The sequence below is a fragment of the Umezawaea sp. genome, from assembly GCF_057122925.1.
In genome coordinates this window covers 24385-40538 of the sequence record NZ_DBNGPQ010000043.1, presented here as the reverse complement: position 1 = coordinate 40538, position 16154 = coordinate 24385, and the positions used below count along the sequence as shown (strand labels likewise).

General features: G+C 72.7%; 17 protein-coding genes. 12 read left to right on the top strand and 5 right to left on the bottom strand.

Features of this window, described 5'->3' with window-relative positions; translation table 11 throughout:
• Position 1 precedes the first annotated feature (1 nt).
• Entirely contained in the window at positions 2-862 is an 861-nt protein-coding gene (locus AC156L_RS07915; protein WP_330873876.1) for an SDR family oxidoreductase, read from the bottom strand.
• Between the two features lie 90 nt (positions 863-952).
• Between AC156L_RS07915 and AC156L_RS07910 the strand changes: the two genes are divergently transcribed.
• The gene (locus AC156L_RS07910; RefSeq protein ID WP_330873875.1) at positions 953-1522 is read left to right on the top strand and encodes a TetR/AcrR family transcriptional regulator; all 570 of its coding nucleotides are present in this window, start codon (positions 953-955) and stop codon (positions 1520-1522) included.
• 120 nt (positions 1523-1642) lie between these two features.
• Here AC156L_RS07910 and AC156L_RS07905 read toward each other — a convergent pair whose 3' ends face one another.
• Positions 1643-1831 (bottom strand): hypothetical protein, encoded by a 189-nt coding sequence (locus tag AC156L_RS07905; RefSeq protein WP_330873874.1) that lies wholly within the window; start codon positions 1829-1831, stop codon positions 1643-1645.
• Between the two features lie 380 nt (positions 1832-2211).
• Here AC156L_RS07905 and AC156L_RS07900 point away from each other — a divergent pair, with 380 nt between their 5' ends.
• The 5 genes from AC156L_RS07900 (at position 2212) to AC156L_RS07880 (ending at position 5383) form a co-directional block, all read left to right on the top strand.
• Positions 2212-2511, top strand: a complete 300-nt coding sequence (locus AC156L_RS07900) for a DUF2089 domain-containing protein (protein WP_414719783.1) — start codon at positions 2212-2214, stop codon at positions 2509-2511.
• Between the two features lie 2 nt (positions 2512-2513).
• Positions 2514-2765 carry a hypothetical protein gene (locus AC156L_RS07895; protein ID WP_330873872.1) on the top strand — a complete coding sequence of 84 codons (252 nt, stop codon included), beginning with the start codon at positions 2514-2516 and terminating at the stop codon, positions 2763-2765.
• A gap of 10 nt (positions 2766-2775) precedes the next feature.
• The gene (locus AC156L_RS07890; RefSeq protein WP_330873871.1) at positions 2776-3198 is read left to right on the top strand and encodes an SHOCT-like domain-containing protein; all 423 of its coding nucleotides are present in this window, start codon (positions 2776-2778) and stop codon (positions 3196-3198) included.
• Between the two features lie 41 nt (positions 3199-3239).
• The gene (locus AC156L_RS07885; protein WP_330873870.1) at positions 3240-4490 is read left to right on the top strand and encodes a serine hydrolase domain-containing protein; all 1251 of its coding nucleotides are present in this window, start codon (positions 3240-3242) and stop codon (positions 4488-4490) included.
• 242 nt (positions 4491-4732) lie between these two features.
• Positions 4733-5383, top strand: a complete 651-nt coding sequence (locus AC156L_RS07880) for a TetR/AcrR family transcriptional regulator (protein WP_330873869.1) — start codon at positions 4733-4735, stop codon at positions 5381-5383.
• A gap of 13 nt (positions 5384-5396) precedes the next feature.
• Here the strand turns inward: AC156L_RS07880 and AC156L_RS07875 are convergent, their stop codons facing one another.
• Positions 5397-6209, bottom strand: coding sequence for an SDR family oxidoreductase (locus tag AC156L_RS07875; RefSeq protein ID WP_330873868.1), 813 nt, complete (start codon positions 6207-6209; stop codon positions 5397-5399).
• A 119-nt stretch (positions 6210-6328) separates the two neighbouring features.
• Here AC156L_RS07875 and AC156L_RS07870 point away from each other — a divergent pair, with 119 nt between their 5' ends.
• Complete coding sequence (locus AC156L_RS07870; protein ID WP_330873867.1) at positions 6329-7720, top strand: MFS transporter; 1392 nt, start codon at positions 6329-6331, stop codon at positions 7718-7720.
• Positions 7721-7771: 51 nt separating this feature from the next.
• Here the strand turns inward: AC156L_RS07870 and AC156L_RS07865 are convergent, their stop codons facing one another.
• Entirely contained in the window at positions 7772-8548 is a 777-nt protein-coding gene (locus AC156L_RS07865) for a DUF2306 domain-containing protein (RefSeq protein ID WP_330873866.1), read from the bottom strand.
• Positions 8549-8844: 296 nt separating this feature from the next.
• Here AC156L_RS07865 and AC156L_RS07860 point away from each other — a divergent pair, with 296 nt between their 5' ends.
• Positions 8845-9510, top strand: coding sequence for a TetR/AcrR family transcriptional regulator (locus AC156L_RS07860; protein WP_330873865.1), 666 nt, complete (start codon positions 8845-8847; stop codon positions 9508-9510).
• 10 nt (positions 9511-9520) lie between these two features.
• Here AC156L_RS07860 and AC156L_RS07855 read toward each other — a convergent pair whose 3' ends face one another.
• Positions 9521-11632 (bottom strand): 2Fe-2S iron-sulfur cluster-binding protein, encoded by a 2112-nt coding sequence (locus tag AC156L_RS07855; RefSeq protein WP_330873864.1) that lies wholly within the window; start codon positions 11630-11632, stop codon positions 9521-9523.
• Positions 11633-11811: 179 nt separating this feature from the next.
• Between AC156L_RS07855 and AC156L_RS07850 the strand changes: the two genes are divergently transcribed.
• From AC156L_RS07850 to AC156L_RS07835, 4 genes are all read left to right on the top strand, one after another.
• Positions 11812-12384 carry a TetR/AcrR family transcriptional regulator gene (locus tag AC156L_RS07850; protein ID WP_330873863.1) on the top strand — a complete coding sequence of 191 codons (573 nt, stop codon included), beginning with the start codon at positions 11812-11814 and terminating at the stop codon, positions 12382-12384.
• A gap of 247 nt (positions 12385-12631) precedes the next feature.
• Complete coding sequence (locus AC156L_RS07845) at positions 12632-13399, top strand: hypothetical protein (protein ID WP_330873862.1); 768 nt, start codon at positions 12632-12634, stop codon at positions 13397-13399.
• The gene (locus tag AC156L_RS07840) at positions 13396-14439 is read left to right on the top strand and encodes a nucleotidyltransferase domain-containing protein (protein ID WP_330873861.1); all 1044 of its coding nucleotides are present in this window, start codon (positions 13396-13398) and stop codon (positions 14437-14439) included. The genes AC156L_RS07845 and AC156L_RS07840 overlap by 4 nt, the downstream gene beginning before the upstream one ends.
• A 152-nt stretch (positions 14440-14591) precedes the next feature.
• Complete coding sequence (locus AC156L_RS07835; protein WP_484406718.1) at positions 14592-16148, top strand: GMC oxidoreductase; 1557 nt, start codon at positions 14592-14594, stop codon at positions 16146-16148.
• Positions 16149-16154 lie beyond the last annotated feature (6 nt).

Genomic DNA, 16154 nt, shown 5'->3' with positions numbered 1-16154 from the left:
ATCAGTTGCTCGCGGCGGCGGTCACGTCGTCGGCGTCGGTCGAGTGCGCGAGGTCCCGTCCGGACTCCAGTGCCCGCAGGCGGTCGCGCAGCGCGCCGGTGGCGAGCGCGTACGCGTCGGAGCCCAGCGTCAGGCGCAGCGGGGGCTCGGCCTGGTCGGTGGAGGCGATGATGGCCGCCGCGATCTTCGCGGGGTCACCGGGCGCGGGCAGCGGGGGCAGTTCGCCCGCGACCGCGCGGCGCAGCCGCCCCGACGGGCCTTCGGCGTACTCGGGCAGCGCGGGGCCGAAGACCGAGCCGCCCTGGCCGAAGTTGGTGCGGGCCATGCCGGGCTCGACGATCGTCACGCCGATGCCGAACGGCGCGAGTTCGGCGGCGGCGGACTCCCAGAAGCCCTCGATGCCCCACTTCGTCGTGTGGTAGAGGCTCATGCCGGGGAAGGCGATCTGGCCGCCGACGCTGGCGACCTGGACGAACCGCCCGCCGCCCTGGCGGCGCAGGTGCGGGGTGGCGGCGCGGGCGAGCTGGATCGACGCGGTGAGGTTGGTCGCGATCTGCCGGTCGATCTGCTCGTCGGTGGCCTCCTCGGCCGCGCCGAACAGGCCGTAGCCCGCGTTGGAGACCACGACGTCGATCCGGCCGAGGTCGGCGAAGGCGCGGTCGACGGCCTCGCGCAGCGCGGGGGTGTCGGTGACGTCCAGCCCGGTGCGCCAGAGCCGCTCACCGTGGCGGACGGCCAGGTCGTCGAGCACCTCGGGGCGGCGCGCCGTGGCCGCGACCCGGTCCCCTCGGCTCAGGAGCTGCTCGGTGAGGTGGCGGCCGAAGCCGGACGACGTGCCGGTGATGAACCAGGTGCGGGTCATGTGGACTCCTCCGTAGGTAACTAACTAGATACATTCCTACACGACGGCCTGTCCTATGTAAATACCTGGATGGTTATGTACGATGGCCCCATGCCACCCGACGCCACCGAGACCAAGCGACGCCTCCTCACCGCGGCGGTCGAGGAGTTCGCCACCCACGGCCTGGCCGGTGCCCGCGTCGACCGCATCGCCGAGAACGCCTCGGCCAACAAGCGGTCGATCTACATGCACTTCGGCACCAAGGAGGAGCTGTTCGACCGGGTCGTCGCCGACAGCATGTCCGAGCTGGCGCAGGCGGTCTCGATCGACGCGGGCCACCTGCCCGACTACGCGGGCGCCCTGTTCGACCGGCTGCGGCAGCGCCCGCACATCACCCGCCTGTACCTGTGGGCCGGGCTGGAACGCCAGCAGCCCATCGACGCCGAGGTGCGGGAGTACCGGCGCAACGTCACCGCGATCGAGGCCGCGCAGGACGCGGGTCGGGTCCGCACCGACATCCCGGCGGTGGAGCTGATGGCCATGGTGATCGCGCTGGTCATCAGCTGGGACACGGCATCCTGGTCGCTGAAGGCGCTCCAGGCCGGGACCGGGCACGACCCGGTCGACGACCGCAGGGCCGCGGTGACCGCCGCCGTGGCGGGCCTCGTCCACCCGCGCTGAGCACGCGGACGCGCGTCAGCGGCCCTGGCGAGGGCGTCCGCGTGCCACCCGGCCGGCGCTGGACGTGCCGTGGTCGGGTGTCGGGCAGCGGCTCCGCGACGGGCACCGGGCCCGTGCGCGTCAGATGACCGCCGTGAGCGGCAGGTGGACCACGGGCGGCAGGGGCGCGCTGGACGACTCGGTGTCGAACGACCGGACGAGCAGTGCCGCGAAGCGGCGGGAGGCGGCCACGGCGTTCGCGTTCGAGGTGGCGCGGATGCCGCCGTTGGCCATGAGCACCATGATCAGGTCGTCGAGCACGAGGCGCACGCCCTGCCGCGCTACCCGACCACCGCCCACGGCGGGCGGCACCGGGTCGCGCCGGCCGACGGCGAGGCCTGCGGCGAGGTCATCCGCGCGGGCGAAGGGGCGATCGCGTCCAGCGACAGCGGCCACCGCGAGCCCGAGGCCGTCCCCGGCGACCCGAGATCTTGCCCGACAACCCCGAGACCTTCCCCTCCGACGTCCGGCAGGTCGCGGCCGTGTGCCCGGCGCTGACCATCACCGTCCAGGGCTGGTTCAATTATCTTAAGATCCACATCTTGAAAATTAAGGTTTTGACGGGTATAAATTGAACTATGGCCGACGAGGCACTGGACTGGCAGGAACTCACGAATCTGACCCGTGGTCGGCCCTTCACGGTTGAACGGGTGCGCCTGGCCGACAGCGGCATCGCGATCGAGGGCGGGTTCGAGCTGCCGCAACTGGCTCAGCTCACCGTCGAGGACCAGGTCTTCGTCACGGCGTTCGTGCGGTGCCACGGCTCCATCAAGGAGATGGAGCGGATCTTCGGGGTGAGCTACCCGACGATCAAGTCCCGCCTGAACCGGATCACGCAGATGCTCGACTTCGTCGAGACCGATCCGGCGCCATCGCGGGCCGACGTCATCGACAGGCTGCGCCGCGGGGAGATCGACGCCCAGCAGGCTCTGTCCGAACTGGACGGTTGATCGTGCTGCCCCAACTGGTGACCGTGCGGGTTCGCCGCCCGCGCGGTCGCACCATCAGGGTCTGGGTGCCGCTGCTCCCCTTCGTGCTGCCGCTCCTCCCCGTCGTGGCGCTGGCGGCGGTCGTGGCCTGCCTCCTGCACCACGTCAGCGTGCCGCGGGCGCTCGTGCGCGGCTGGCGCTTCGTCTCCGCGCTGCCCGGCACCCGGTTCGACATCGAGCAGGGCGGCACGGCCGTGCTCATCACCATCAAGTAGGGGGAACGCGATGAACGAGCAGCGCAAGGACGTCCTCGACCTGCTGGCCGAGGGCAAGATCACCGCGGACGAGGCCGAGCGGCTCATCACCGCGCTCGAACGGGACCAGCCGCCCGCGGTGGTGGACCTCGACGCGCGGCCGAGGGGCAGGGCGAAGTACCTGCGGCTGGAGGTGGACACGCTGGACAACGGCGAGCCGGGGCGGATCAACGTCCGGGTGCCGCTGCAACTGCTGCGGGCGGGCGTCCGGCTGGCGGCGCTGATCCCGCCGCAGGCACTGGACCGGGCGTCCGCCGAGTTGGCCAAGTCGGGTGTGCCGATCGACCTGAAGCAGCTCAAGCCCGAACAGCTCGAAGCCCTCGTGGAACACCTGGACGACCTCGTCCTGGACGTCGACCAGCCCGACGCCAAGGTGCGCGTCTTCTGCGAGTAGGCCGTCATCACCACATCACCTTCTCGGAAAGGATCGACAGCATGACCGCAACACAGGACCAGCGGCGCGGTGACCTGGTCGAGGACGGCTGGGGCCGGGTCGCCGACGTGTTCCGCGCGAACTTCGAGGGCGACCCCGGCGAGGTCGGCGAGGTCGGCGCGGCGTGCGCCGTCTACGTCGGCGGCCGTCCCGTGGTCGACCTGTGGGCAGGCCTCGCCGACCGCGAGGCGAACCGGCCGTGGGGCGGCAGCACCGTCGTCCAGGTCGCGTCCACGACGAAGGGCGCCACCGCGATCTGCGCGCACCTGCTGGTGCAGCGCGGTGAACTGGACCTGGACGCCCCGGTGGCCCGGTACTGGCCGGAGTTCGCCGCCGCAGGCAAGGAGCGGATCCCGGTGCGCTGGCTGCTGTCGCACCAGGCCGGGCTGCCGGTCCTGGACGGACCGCTGACGTTCGAGCAGGCGTGCGCCTGGGACCCGGTGATCCGTGCGCTGGAGAAGCAGCCGCCCCTGTGGGAGCCGGGCACCGAGCACGTCTACCACGCCGTCACCTACGGGTTCCTGGTCGGCGAGGTCGTGCGCCGGATCTCCGGCAGGTCGCTGGGCACGTTCTTCGCCGACGAGGTGGCCCGCCCCCTCGGCCTGAGCGCGTGGATCGGGCTGCCCGAGGAGCACGAGGACCGGGTGGCCGCGCTCCACTACGCCGCACCGTTCAGCGTGGAGGAGCTGATCACCGGGCTGGTCGGGCTGACCGGGCTGGACGCGGACACGGTCACCGCCTGGGTGCGAGCGCTGTACTCGCCGGGCTCGGTCCAGATGCGCGCGGCGGAACTCGGTGGGGCGCTCGACAACTCGTCCGACTACTTCACCTCGCGCGCCTGGCGCGCGGCGGAGTTCCCGGCCGCCAACATGGTCGCGGACGCGCACTCGCTGGCACGGATGTACGCCGCGACGGTGAGCGAGGTCGACGGCGTGCGACTGCTGAACCCGGCGACGGTCGAGACGATGACGGCCGTCCACACCGACCGGACACCGATGCACGGCCTGCCGCCGGGCCTGAACATCCCGGCCGACCGCTCGTTCTACATGTCGCTGGGCTTCATGCGGGCGGCGCCGCCGATGCCGATGACCGGGCCGAGCTCATTCGGCCACCCCGGCTCAGGCGGATCCATCGGCTTCGCCGACCCCGACTCCGGCGTCGGCTTCGGCTACGTCACCAACAACTGGAACTTCCGCCCCGACGACCCGCGTGCGGCAGACCTGGCCAGGGCCGTCCGCGACTGCCTCGGCTGACAGGTGTCGCGGTCGGTCGGCGCAAGACCGACCGCGACACCCGCGGCAGACGGCCGCGTACTCCTCGACCGGGTCCTCCCCGTGCGCGGACGCGGCCTCCGCGGGGTCGAAGGACACCGTCCCGGACCGGACCGCGCCGTCCGGCAGTCCACTCCGGACGGTTGTCTCCCCCGCATCGCGGCCACCTGCCGGAACTCGGCCGCGCAGACCGACCGGTGCGGCTCACCAGTACGATGACCGGCGTGAATTCCCCACGACGGCGCAGGATCGACGAGATCGGCGAGGAGAGCCGCCGCCGCATCCTGGACGCGGCGGAGGAGCTGTTCGGCGAGCGCGGGTTCGACCGGACGTCCTTCGTCGACATCGCCGAGCGCTCGGGCATCAGCCGCGGCTCCATCCCGTGGCACTTCACGAACAAGGACGGTCTCGTGATGGCCGTCGTCGAGCGCGCGATCGACCGCGCGATGCCCCCGGAGCGCTACCAGTTCGTGCCGCCGCTCGCCGAGGTGTTCGAGGACTCCGCGGCGCTGGTGCGCGACGAGAACGCGCCGCTGCTGTTCATGATCCTGGCCGAGGCGATGACCGGCAGGGGTGCCGTGCACGGTCAGTACCAGGCGTTCCTCACCCGGAGGCGGGAGGGCCTCGCGCGCTGGTTGCGCGCGCAGCGCCCCGAGGGGGTGGATCCCGGGACGGCGACGGCGAAGGAGCGGACGTTCGCGGGGGTGCTCAACGGGGCGCTGCTCGGGATCCACCTCCAGGCGCGCGTCGACCCGGACGGCTTCGACCTCGACGAGGCGCTGCGGTCGGCCGCGGCCCTGTTCGAGAAGGACCTCGCCGAACTCTGGGACACCCCGCCCGCCGCGGGCCGGAAACCCCGCGAGCGCACCGGTTGAGCCGCGTTCCCCCTCAGGCGGTCGGGACCGGGATGGACTCCAGGAGGGCCGCCATCCGCGCCTCCAGGTAGGGCCGCACGGCGTCGTCCGTGTGGATCCACAGCGCTCCGGCCTCCATGCCCGCGACGACCATCTCACCGACGGAGTCGATGTCGGTGCCACCAGCGAGGTAGGCCTCGACGGCCTCGCGGACGCTTCCCCCCAACCCGATGCCCACGCCCTCGTCCGCCGCCAGGGTGTTGCGGACGATGTCGGTCGCGACCGGGCCGGGGCACAGCACGCTGACCTCGACGCCGTGCCGCGCCACCGCCGACCGCAGCGACTCCGACAGCCCGACCACCGCGAACTTCGCGGTCACGTACAGCACGTTCGGCGAGGCATCCGCCACCAGGCCGGAGCCCGACGAGGTGTTCACCACGTACCCGCCCCGACCGCGCTCGATCATGCGGGGCAGGAACGTCTGGATCCCGTTGACCACACCGGTGAGGTTGACCCCGAGCGCCAGGTCCCACTTGTCGTACCCCAGCTCCGACACCGGCGAGTACGGCGCGATGCCCGCGTTGTTGAACAGCAGCGTGACGTGGCCCAGCTTCGCCTCGACCTCGTCGGCGGCCGAGGCGAACGCGGCGCGGTCCCGCACGTCCAGGCGAACGGCCTCGACGGCCGTGATCCGCGACAGCTCGTCGCGGCTGCGCTCCAGCGCCGCCTCGTCGACGTCGGCCAGCGCCAGGCGCACACCCCGTTCGCCCAGCGCCCGCGCGATGCCCAGACCGATGCCCTGGGCACCTCCGGTGATGAACGCGACCGAACCTTCCCATTCCCGCACGGGACCGCCTCTCCTCGACGTGCTGCCGGACCTACCGACCAATCGCTATGCTGACTAACATAGAGAATGTCGGCAAGCATTGTCTACGCCGTCCGAAGCAGAGCCGTTGAGGGGCCGTGATGACCGAAGAAGACCGTGCCGTGACCAGCCGTCCCCCCGCGCCGGGACCCGGCGGCGACGCGGAGCCCGCACCCGAGATGGGGTTCCGGGAGGTCGTGTCCGCCGGCGGGGGCACGACGCTCGTCGTGATCGCCGGGTTCCAGGCCCTCGACAGCGTCGACAACGCGATGTTCGGCGTGTTCGCACCGGACGTCCGCGAGTCGCTCGGCCTCACCTCGTCCGAGATCACCCTGGTCGCGGCGCTGGCCGGCGTCATGGTGGCCGTCGGCGCACTACCCCTCGGCTGGCTCGGGGACCGGCGCCGCCGCACCACCGTCGCGGGCCTCTGCGCCCTCGTCTGGACCGCCGCCATCGCGTTCCTCGGCGTGGTGCAGAGCTTCTGGCAGCTCGTCACGACCCGCGTCGTCGCGGGCATCGGCAAGGCCAGCGAGGGGCCCGTGCAGGTCTCGATCCTCTCCGACGCCTACCCGCCCGCGGGCCGCGGCCGGGTGCTCGGCATCCACCGCGGGGCCCAACCTCTCGGCATCATCGCGGGCCCGGTGCTGGCCGGGATCTTCGCGCTGCTCGTCCCCGAGGGGCACGAGCCGTGGCGGTGGGCGTTCCTCTTCCTCGCCGTGCCGGGGCTGGTCGTCGGCCTGAGCGCCCTGCGGCTGCGCGAACCGGTCCGCGGCCACTTCGAGCAGGAGGCGCTGCTCGGGGGCGACCCGTCGCCGAACCCGAGCGCCACGCCCGTGCCGCTGCGCGTCGCGTTCGCGCGGTTGAGGAAGATCCGCACCTTCTCCTTCGTCATGGTCGCGCTCGGCGCGTTCGGCCTGTGCGTGGCCACGGTTCCGCTCTACCTGAGCTTCATCCTCGAAGACCACTTCGGGCAGGGGGTCGTGGCGCGCAGCGGGATCGCCGCCGTCAGCGCCGTCGGCGGTCTGGCGGGCGCGGCGCTCGCGGGCGTGCACAGCGACCGGCTCTTCCGCCGCAGCCCCAAGGCGGCCCTGTTCCTGGCCGGCGGGGCGCTCGCCGCGCTCGGCGTCGGCTTCGCCTTCCAGGCCTACTCCCCCAGCATCCTGGCGTTCACGCTCATCGGGATGTTCACCCAGGCCATGACGTTCGGCGGCCTGGTGCCGTTGAGCCTCGTCGTCGCCTCGGTGACCCCTCCCGAGTTCCGCGCGACGGCGTTCGCCGTGGTGGGCCTGTACCTGGCGTTCGTCGGCGGCCTCGGCGGCGCCCTGATCACCGACGTGGCCGAGCAGCTGTGGGGTGCCCGGACGGCCGTCGCCGTGGTCGCGCCGACCGCGTCCGTCCTGGCGGGCCTCGTCCTGGCCGCGGGCGCGGGCCACCTGCGCGGCGACATCGCACGGGCCGCCGCCGACGTGGTCGGGCAGCGGCGTCCCGCGTGAGGGCGCCGTCCACGGTGGACGGACGGTGGTCCACCGTGGACGGACTCCGGGTCACACCTCGACGGGCACCGCGTCGGCCCGTGCCGCTCCCCGCGGCGAGGGGGACGGGGAGAACCGGAGGCCGGGGAGGTTGCGGCGCCGGACCATGATCTCGGCGACGACGATGTTCGGCAGCCAGCACAGGAACGGCACGGCGGCGTACGCGTCGGTCATCAGCTGGTCCACCTCCGCGTCCGGGCCACCGACGCCGAGCGCCACCTGGAACAGGATCAGCACCCCCAGCCACAGCCTCAGCGTGGGAGCGGCGAAGGTGAGCGCGAAGCTGCGGATCATCCACGCCTGGTGGCTCGCGACGTCGCCCTCGCGGACGGCGCGGTAGCCGCGCCACGTGGTCCAGCCCCAGAGCACGGACAGCGTGCCGAAGCCGAAGAACCCGACGAACGCGGCGGAGCTGAACGCGGACATCACCAGCCCCGAGACCGAGGCGAACGCGATCGACACCGCGTAGGTGCGGCCGATCCAGCGGTGCACGGCCCGGTAGCGGCGGCGGATGGCCTTCGCGAACTGGAACGGCCCCACGACGAGGGCGGTTCCCGCCGTGGCGATGTGGACGTAGAACGCGATCCGCACGGGGAACGGCCTGCTCGCGTAGGTGGAAGCCAGGCCCACGCCCTGCTCCCCGAGGGTCGCGAGGCTGCCCACCGCGTACTGCCCGACGAAGTACCCGGAGATCGCCAGGGAGATCAGCGTCACCGCGGTCCAGCTGACGGGGGAGGCGCGGCGGGGCCGTTCCGGGGCCGCGATCGGTGGCGAAGTCGGCGCGGTCATCGCGATGAACCTGCTTTCCGGGGGTGTGCGGGTGGTCCGCGCGTGAGGGCGGACCCCAGCGAGGAGGGGCGTGGGGGAGGGACGAGAACGCGCCGGAACACCGTGCGGGAACACGCGCCGCCGAGGGCTGCGCGGTCGACGACGCGGCGTTCCGGATGCAATCTGGACAGTGTGAGTTTCACTCGCGCGGCGCGCGGTTGTCAAGTGGCGGCCCCACGTCCTCGAACCCTCCCGGCAGGACGTCGACGGCAGCCCGCCGGGACGGGGGGCACGTCCGCGCGTGTCAGGATCTCCCCATGGAACAGCGACGGAAGCGCACCACCTACCACCACGGTGACCTGCGGGCGGCGCTCGTCGAAGCGGGCGTGGAACTGGCCCGCACGGGTGGTCCGCACGCGGTCGTCCTGCGGGAGGTGGCCAGGGTCGTCGGCGTCGCGCCGAACTCCGCCTACGGCCACTTCGCGACGCTGGGCGCGCTGAAGCGCGCCGTGGCCCAGAAGGCGCTGCGCGAGATGGGCGGCGCGATGCTCGCCCGGCTCGCCCGGTTCGAGGAGCCCGCCGACCCGGCGGAGGCCGCGAAGGCGTACCTGCGCGAGGTCGGCCGCGCCTACGTGCGGTTCGCCCTGGACGAGCCCGGCCTCTTCGCCACGGCCATGGGCGGCGATCCCGCGGGCACGAAGACACCCGGTTTCGTCGAGGACACCGCGGATCCGAGCTACGAGGACCGCCCCAAACCCGACACGGTGGTCCTGGACGCGCTCTCCCGGCTGACCGAGGCGGGCTACACGACGCCGGGGACGGTGCAGGCCGCGGTGATGGCCTGCTGGGCGACGGTCCACGGCCTGTCCACGATCCTGCTCGACCTCCAGCCGAACCTGCCGGAGGCCGAGCGGGACGCGGCCGTCGACTCCGCCCTCGACGTGCTGATCCTGGGGCTCACGACGTCGAGGCGGCAGCCGTGAGCCGCACCCGTCAGGGCTCCGCGATGTCCAGCGCGACCCCGGACAGCGGGCGGCCGACGCACGTCAGCACGTAGCCGTCGGCCTTCTGCCGCGGTGTCAGGCAGTTCGGCTCGTTCATCGCCACCTCCCCGCCGCGCAGCTTCACCGCGCAGTCCCCGCAGTTGCCGACCGTGCACGAGTACGGCATCGGCAGCCCCGCCGCGAGCCCGGCGTCGAGCATCGTCTGGCCGGGCTCGACCACCGCGGAGCCGACCGGGCTCGTCCCGTCCTGGACGACCATCTCCTGCGGCGCGGTGGCCGCACCCGCCGGGTCGGCCCCGCTGGTGTAGCGCTCGCGGTGCACGCGGTCGTCGGGCACGCCGAGTCCGGTCAGGACACCCTGGACGGTGTCCATCAGCGGCTCGGGCCCGCACAGGTAGAACCGGGCGTCCCGCGCGGGTCGCAGTTCGGCGAGCCAGTCGCGCACGCCCTCGGCGTCGAGCCGTCCGCGCTGCCCGGTCAGGACGTGGGTGACCGTCAGCCGCTCCGGGTTCTCCCCCGCCAGCCGGAGGAGTTCGCCCGCGAAGATGACGTCCTCCTCGCGGCGGTCGCTGCACAGCAGCGCGACCCGGCCCGCCCCCGGTGCCGCCAGCAGGGTGCGGATCACGCTCATCATCGGCGTGACACCGCTGCCCGCCGCGACCAGGACGACCTCGTGGCCCGCCGCCGCGTCGACGTGGAACGACCCCGACGGGCCGCGCAGCGCCAGCCGGTCGCCCACGCGCAGGGTCCGGTGGACGTGGGTCGAGAACCGGCCGCCGTCGACGTGCTTGACCGTGACCTCCAGCCGGGACGCCCCCGGCGCCGACGACGCGGAGTAGGCGCGGCGCACCGGCCTGCCGTCGACGTCGGCGACCAGCGTGAAGAACTGGCCGGGCCGGAAGTCGAAGGTGCCCGGACCGTCGGCGTCCTCCAGCACCAGGGTGACCGCGTCGGGCGTCTCCCGGCGCACCTCGGCGATCCGCACCTCCCGCGGGCGGTTCACCGCGGGGTGGACGGCGGGGGCGGTCGGCCGCGCGTCGACCTCCACGTCGTCGTAGCCCTCCTTCCGCAGCCCGGACCGGTAGGCGAGGTTCATCACCCGCCTCAGCAGCCCGCCGATCCCCGGCACGCCCGCGACGCCCTTGAGCACGCGGGCGAGCATGCCCTTCTCGGCGGCGGCCACGTTCGCGGCGAGGTGGTCGCCCGCCAGCACCATCAGGTCCGGCACCGCGCCCCGCTCGGGAGGCGCGGCGGTCCACACGCGCGAGCGCGCCACGGCGTCGTTGGCCGTCACCTCGGCGCGGTCGACGTCGACGAGCAGCGCGGCGTGCGGGGGTGTGCCCCGCAGGGCCATCGTCGCCAGCAGCGCCGGGTCGTCCGTGATGGAGCCCCGGCCGCTGACGTGCAGCACGCCGGTCCGGCCGGGGACGAGGGCGGCGAACGACAGCCGGTCGTCCTGGAGGAGGTTGCGCAGGCTGTCCGCGCGCTTGTTGCCCCTGCGGTCCGCGATGACGAGCGTCCGGCCGTCGAGGACGCGCGCGACGGTCGGCTGGTCCCCGCGCGGACTGGTGTCGCCGCCGCCCGATCCGTCCCAGGTGGACAGTGCGAGGAACGGTGCGGCGGCCAGGAAGTCCGCGACGCCGGGTCCACGCAGCGGCCCCTCCCCCACGACCTCCGGCGCGGGTCCCGCGGGAGCGGAGGGCTGCCACAGGCGCGACCGGATGACGGCCTGTGCGCAGTGGACGTACGCCTCCTCCACGTCGACGACCGTCTCGGCGCCCGTCCGCTCGACCGCGGAACCGTTGACGCGCAACGTCTCCCCCACCCCCGGCAGCAGGAACACGAACGACACCGGGCCGTGCGCGCGCCCGTCGGGCAGGGTGAACGAGATCTGCGTGGGCGAGTGGACGCGCACGAAGCCCGGCGCGCCGCCGATGAACGTCGTGCGGGGGACGCCGTCGGCGTCGCGGTAGCCGAAGCCCGCGAGCGGGCAGTGCGCCAGGACGGCCCGGCACCCCTCGTCGAGCGCGCTGATCTGCTTCAGCTTGATCATCGACGGGGGCCGCCCGAGGGCCGCCTCGACCTCGTCGACCGTCGTCATGCGGTGCGGCGATAGCTGGGGCTGGCTCACGAGGCGCCACCTGAAGTTTTGTTTCCGCAGCTCATAGGACTATTGTGAGCATTAGCTCAGATATTTTCCACTCGCTTTTGCCCACCGCCGGGAGGACTCGGATGCCGTCGGCCGACCGCCGCCTAGAGCCACGTCGCAAGCCCCGCCAGGTGCGTGCCGAACTCACGCGCGACCGCATCCTCACCGCGGCTGCTCACATTTTCGCCGAGCACGGCTACGCCGCGGGCACCACGAACCGCATCGCCGAGCGCGCCCGCATCTCCATCGGCTCGCTGTACCAGTACTTCCCGAACAAGGACGCGATCCTCGCCGAACTGCTGATCCGGCACATCGACCGCGGCACCTGGACCGGCGCCGACGACCTCGACCTCTCGCCGGGGACGCTGGGGGCGACGGTCAGGGCCCTCGTCCGCGACGCGATCGACAACCACGGCGACGACCCCCAACTGCTCCGGGTGATGATCGAGGAGGCGCCGGTCTCCCAGGAGCTGCGCGACACGATCGACCGGCACGGCACGCGGCGCACGGCCCAGCTCCGCGACGTCATCGTCCGGCACCCGGACGTGCGCGTGGGCGACCCCACCGTGGCCGCGGAGATCATCCTGCTCACGGTGGAGATCAACACGCACAAGTTCATGGCGGCCCCGCGCACCACCCCCGTCGAGACGTTCGAGGACGAGCTGGTCGCCATGGTCACCCGCTACCTGCGCGGGGACCGGTGAACCGCGCCAGACCTCCAGCGCCGCGGGCGTGAACCCGCCCTCTCGAACACCCCGGACGCACCGAACGGACTCGCCGGGTCCACCGCCCCGGCGTCGGTGAGCGGGGTGGGCCCCGCGCGCACCGGGTCGACGCCTGCCACCGCGCACACCGCCGTCGCCGGTCGTCCGGCCGGGACGTCCCCGGTGCGGTGGCCGCCCTAGCAGGATGGGCGATGTGGCCGGGCGCGCACCCGGACAGGCTCGGGCGATGCGTTGCCACATCGCGTTCCTGGGGATCGACGGCGCCGGGAAGTCGACGCTCGCGTCCGCCCTGGCGACCCGGCTGCGGCAGGAGGGCGAGCGGGTGCGGCTGGTCTCCCTCAAGGACTACCTGCGGGCCGACTCCGACGTCCCGCTGCTGCGCACCGTGTACCGCTCGGCCCTCCAGGCGGCGTACGCGGGCGCGAGGACACCCGGCGGCGACCCGGCGCTGCCGCTGGTGCCCGCCGACGTCGAGGACCCGGACGAGGCCCTGGGGTCGATCCCGGTGGCCTCGAACGACCCGGCCTCGATCCTGGCGGCCGGGCTGCTGGGCGTGTCCGCCGAACTCCTGCTGCACCAGCTCGTCGTGGCGCCCGCGCTGGCCGGGGGCGAGGTGCTGGTGCAGGACGGCCACGGGCTGAAGACCGCCGTGAAGGCGGCGCTGATCGCCGAGGCGGCGGGCGGGGACGGCACCCGTTTCCTCGGTTACGCCACCGAGGTGCTCCCCCGGCCGACGCTCGGGGTGTTCGTCCGCGGCGAGCCCGCGCTGGCCTCCCGGCGGCGGCTGGCCCAGCACGGCCGGTTCGGCTTCTCCGAGCACCTGGGCCTGGCGGGACGGCCGCGGGCGACGTTCACCTCGTTCCAGCACCGCGCGCAGCAGCTCTACGCCACCGTGGCGGCCGACCGGGGGTGGCTGACGGTCGACATGACCGACCGGCCCGTCGAGGAGAACGTCCGGGCGGCGCTGTCCCTGATCGGCGAGGAGCTGGCGTGACACCGGACCGCGGGTTCACCGCGCGGCACCGGGAGGTCGCCGCGGACCTCCTCGCGACCCGCCTCCCCCACCGGGAGCGGATCGGGGCGGTCGTGCTCAGCGGCAGCCGGGCGGCGGGCCTCGGGCACGCCGAGTCGGACCTGGACGTGTACGTGCTGCTGCCCGACGAGGAGACCAGGACCGCGTTCCGGGCCCACCTGCCCCCGTCGGCGGAGCTGGAGGAGCGCTACGGCGTGCGGATCGACGTGAACCCGCTGACGGTGCCGCAGGTCCGCGGCTTCGGGGAGCGGCTGGCGGGGTTCCCGGTGCGGATCGCCGACCGCAGGGACCTGTGGGCCACCCAGTACGAGTACTACGACTGGTCGCGCACGATCCGGCTGGTCATCGGCGAGCGGGTCTTCGCCACGGCGGCGGGCCACGACCTCCTGGCCGGGCTGGACCGCACCGTGCTGCGGCGGTGGCTGATGGCGATGTGGTCGGCGCGGCAGACCTCGCTGCTGGAGGACGCGTCGGGCGCGGTGCGGACCGGGGACCACCTGACCGCGCTGGCCGCGGCGGAGGCGACCCTGCGGTGCGCGCTGGAGGTCGCGCTGGTCGGGCTGGACGACCTCTACCTCGGCGACAAGTTCCTGTGGCGCCGGATGGCGAACCACCCGGACCTCGCGGGCCTGCTCGACGACGGAGACCTGTTCGGGCTCGGCGGGCGCGACCCGGAAACCGTGGTGCGCCACCGCCTGTGGCTGGCGGGCCACCTGTCGGCGACCACGCTGCTGTCCGCCTGGTCCGCTCCGGTGCGCGCGGTTCCCGCCCCCGCCGTGCCCGACGGCGGACCGCGGCGCAGTCCCTACCGGACGCTCCTGCGCCTGGCCGACGGCTTCGTGCTGGGCGGGCTCGACGACGGCGTGGTGATCACCGAGGAGACCGCCCGCCGCTGGTGCGCCCTCGACGGCAGACCCTGGCACGGGGAGGTCCCCCGTGAGCTGCGGCCGTTCGTCCTCGACGCCCACCGGGGCGAGTCGGGCACGGCGGCGCACTACTAGGTAGTGACTAACCACGCAAGCACCGGTATAACTTGTTCTTATAAGTCAAGAGTGAGGAACATCACATGGCCCGCACAATGACGTGTGACAATGACTCCGGGGGAATCTCCCGCCGTACCTTCATCGCTGGAACAAGTTCTATTCTGGGAGCCGTGGCCCTCACCGGCCAGGCTTCAGCGGCACCGGTGGGGGCCGCCTCCGCGCCCACCGCGATAGCCGACGCGGCCACCGTCCCCGCCCTGGTGATCGGCACCGGGTACGGCGGTTCCGTGACGGCGCTGCGCCTCGCCGAGGCGGGCGTCGACGTGCACATGGTCGAGATGGGCATGGCGTGGGACACCCCCGGCGCGGACGGCAAGGTCTTCGCCAACACGACGAACCCCGACCAGCGGTCGTTCTGGCTCCGGACCAGGACGAAGCAGCCGCTGAGCAACTTCCTGGGCTTCCCGATCGACCGGACGATCCCCCGCTACACCGGGATCCTCGACGCCGAGGACTTCAGCGGCATCACCGTCTACCAGGGCCGCGGCGTCGGCGGCGGCTCGCTCGTCAACGGCGGCATGGCCGTCACGCCCAAGCGCGAGCACTTCGGCGGCGTCCTGCCGTCGGTGGACCCGCGGGAGATGTACGACGTCTACTACCCGCGCGCCAACGCCGAACTCGGGGTCGCCTACATCGACCCGGCCTGGTTCGACACCACCGCGTGCTACCAGTACGCCAGGGTCGGCCGCAAGCACGCCCAGCGGTCCGGCTTCCCGTTCGTCTTCGTGCCCACCGTGTACGACTGGGACTACATGAAGCAGGAGGCGGCCGGGACCGCCACGAAGTCCGCGCTGGCCGGGGAGATCCTCTACGGCAACAACCACGGCAAGAAGTCGCTCCAGAAGACCTACCTCGCGAAGGTCAGGGCGACCGGCAGGGTCACCATCTCCCCGCTGCACAGGGTCACCTCGGTCGTGCCCGCGACGGGCGGCGGCTACACGGTCACCATGGACCAGCTCAACACCAACGGCGACACGGTGACCACCAAGGCCGTCACCGCGGCCAGGGTGTTCTTCGCGGCGGGCAGCGTCGGCACCAGCAAGCTGCTGGTCAAGCTGAAGTCGACCGGCGCGCTGCCGAACCTGAGCGCCGAGGTCGGCAAGGGCTGGGGCGACAACGGCAACGTCATGTGCGGCCGGGCCAACCACCTGTGGGACCCGACCGGCGACCTCCAGTCGTCCATCCCCACCGCCGGGATCGACAACTGGGCGGCCGGGGGCGCGTTCGCCGAGGTCGCGCCGCTACCGACCGGGATCGAGACCTACGCCTCGTTCTACCTGTCGATCACCAAGAACACCCACCGCGCCGAGTTCTCCTGGAACGCCGCCGCGGGCAGGGTCGACCTGAACTGGCAGACCGCGTGGAAGCAGCAGTCGATCGACGCCGCCAAAACGATCTTCGACAAGATCAATTCCAAGGAGGGGACGATCTACCGGACCGACCTGTTCGGCGTCTACAAGATCTGGGGCGACCACCTGACCTACCACCCCCTCGGCGGCGCCGTGCTGAACAGGGCCACCGACAACTACGGCCGCCTGCACGGGTACGCCGGTCTCTACGTCGTCGACGGCGCGCTGATCCCCGGCAACACCACCGTGAACCCGTTCGTCACCATCACCGCTCTCGCCGAGCGGAACATCGAGAAGATCATCGCCACCGACCTGTGACGGTGG

Excerpts from the sequence above, each read along its gene's own strand:
- AC156L_RS07845 (WP_330873862.1), top strand. The coding sequence starts at position 12,632 with ATGCGTTGCCACATCGCGTTCCTGGGGATCGACGGCGCCGGGAAGTCG.
- AC156L_RS07855 (WP_330873864.1), bottom strand. The coding sequence starts at position 11,632 with ATGACGACGGTCGACGAGGTCGAGGCGGCCCTCGGGCGGCCCCCGTCG.
- AC156L_RS07865 (WP_330873866.1), bottom strand. The coding sequence starts at position 8,548 with ATGACCGCGCCGACTTCGCCACCGATCGCGGCCCCGGAACGGCCCCGC.
- AC156L_RS07885 (WP_330873870.1), top strand. The coding sequence starts at position 3,240 with ATGACCGCAACACAGGACCAGCGGCGCGGTGACCTGGTCGAGGACGGC.
- AC156L_RS07870 (WP_330873867.1), top strand. The coding sequence starts at position 6,329 with ATGACCGAAGAAGACCGTGCCGTGACCAGCCGTCCCCCCGCGCCGGGA.
- AC156L_RS07910 (WP_330873875.1), top strand. The coding sequence starts at position 953 with ATGCCACCCGACGCCACCGAGACCAAGCGACGCCTCCTCACCGCGGCG.
- AC156L_RS07860 (WP_330873865.1), top strand. The coding sequence starts at position 8,845 with ATGGAACAGCGACGGAAGCGCACCACCTACCACCACGGTGACCTGCGG.
- AC156L_RS07890 (WP_330873871.1), top strand. The coding sequence starts at position 2,776 with ATGAACGAGCAGCGCAAGGACGTCCTCGACCTGCTGGCCGAGGGCAAG.
- AC156L_RS07915 (WP_330873876.1), bottom strand. The coding sequence starts at position 862 with ATGACCCGCACCTGGTTCATCACCGGCACGTCGTCCGGCTTCGGCCGC.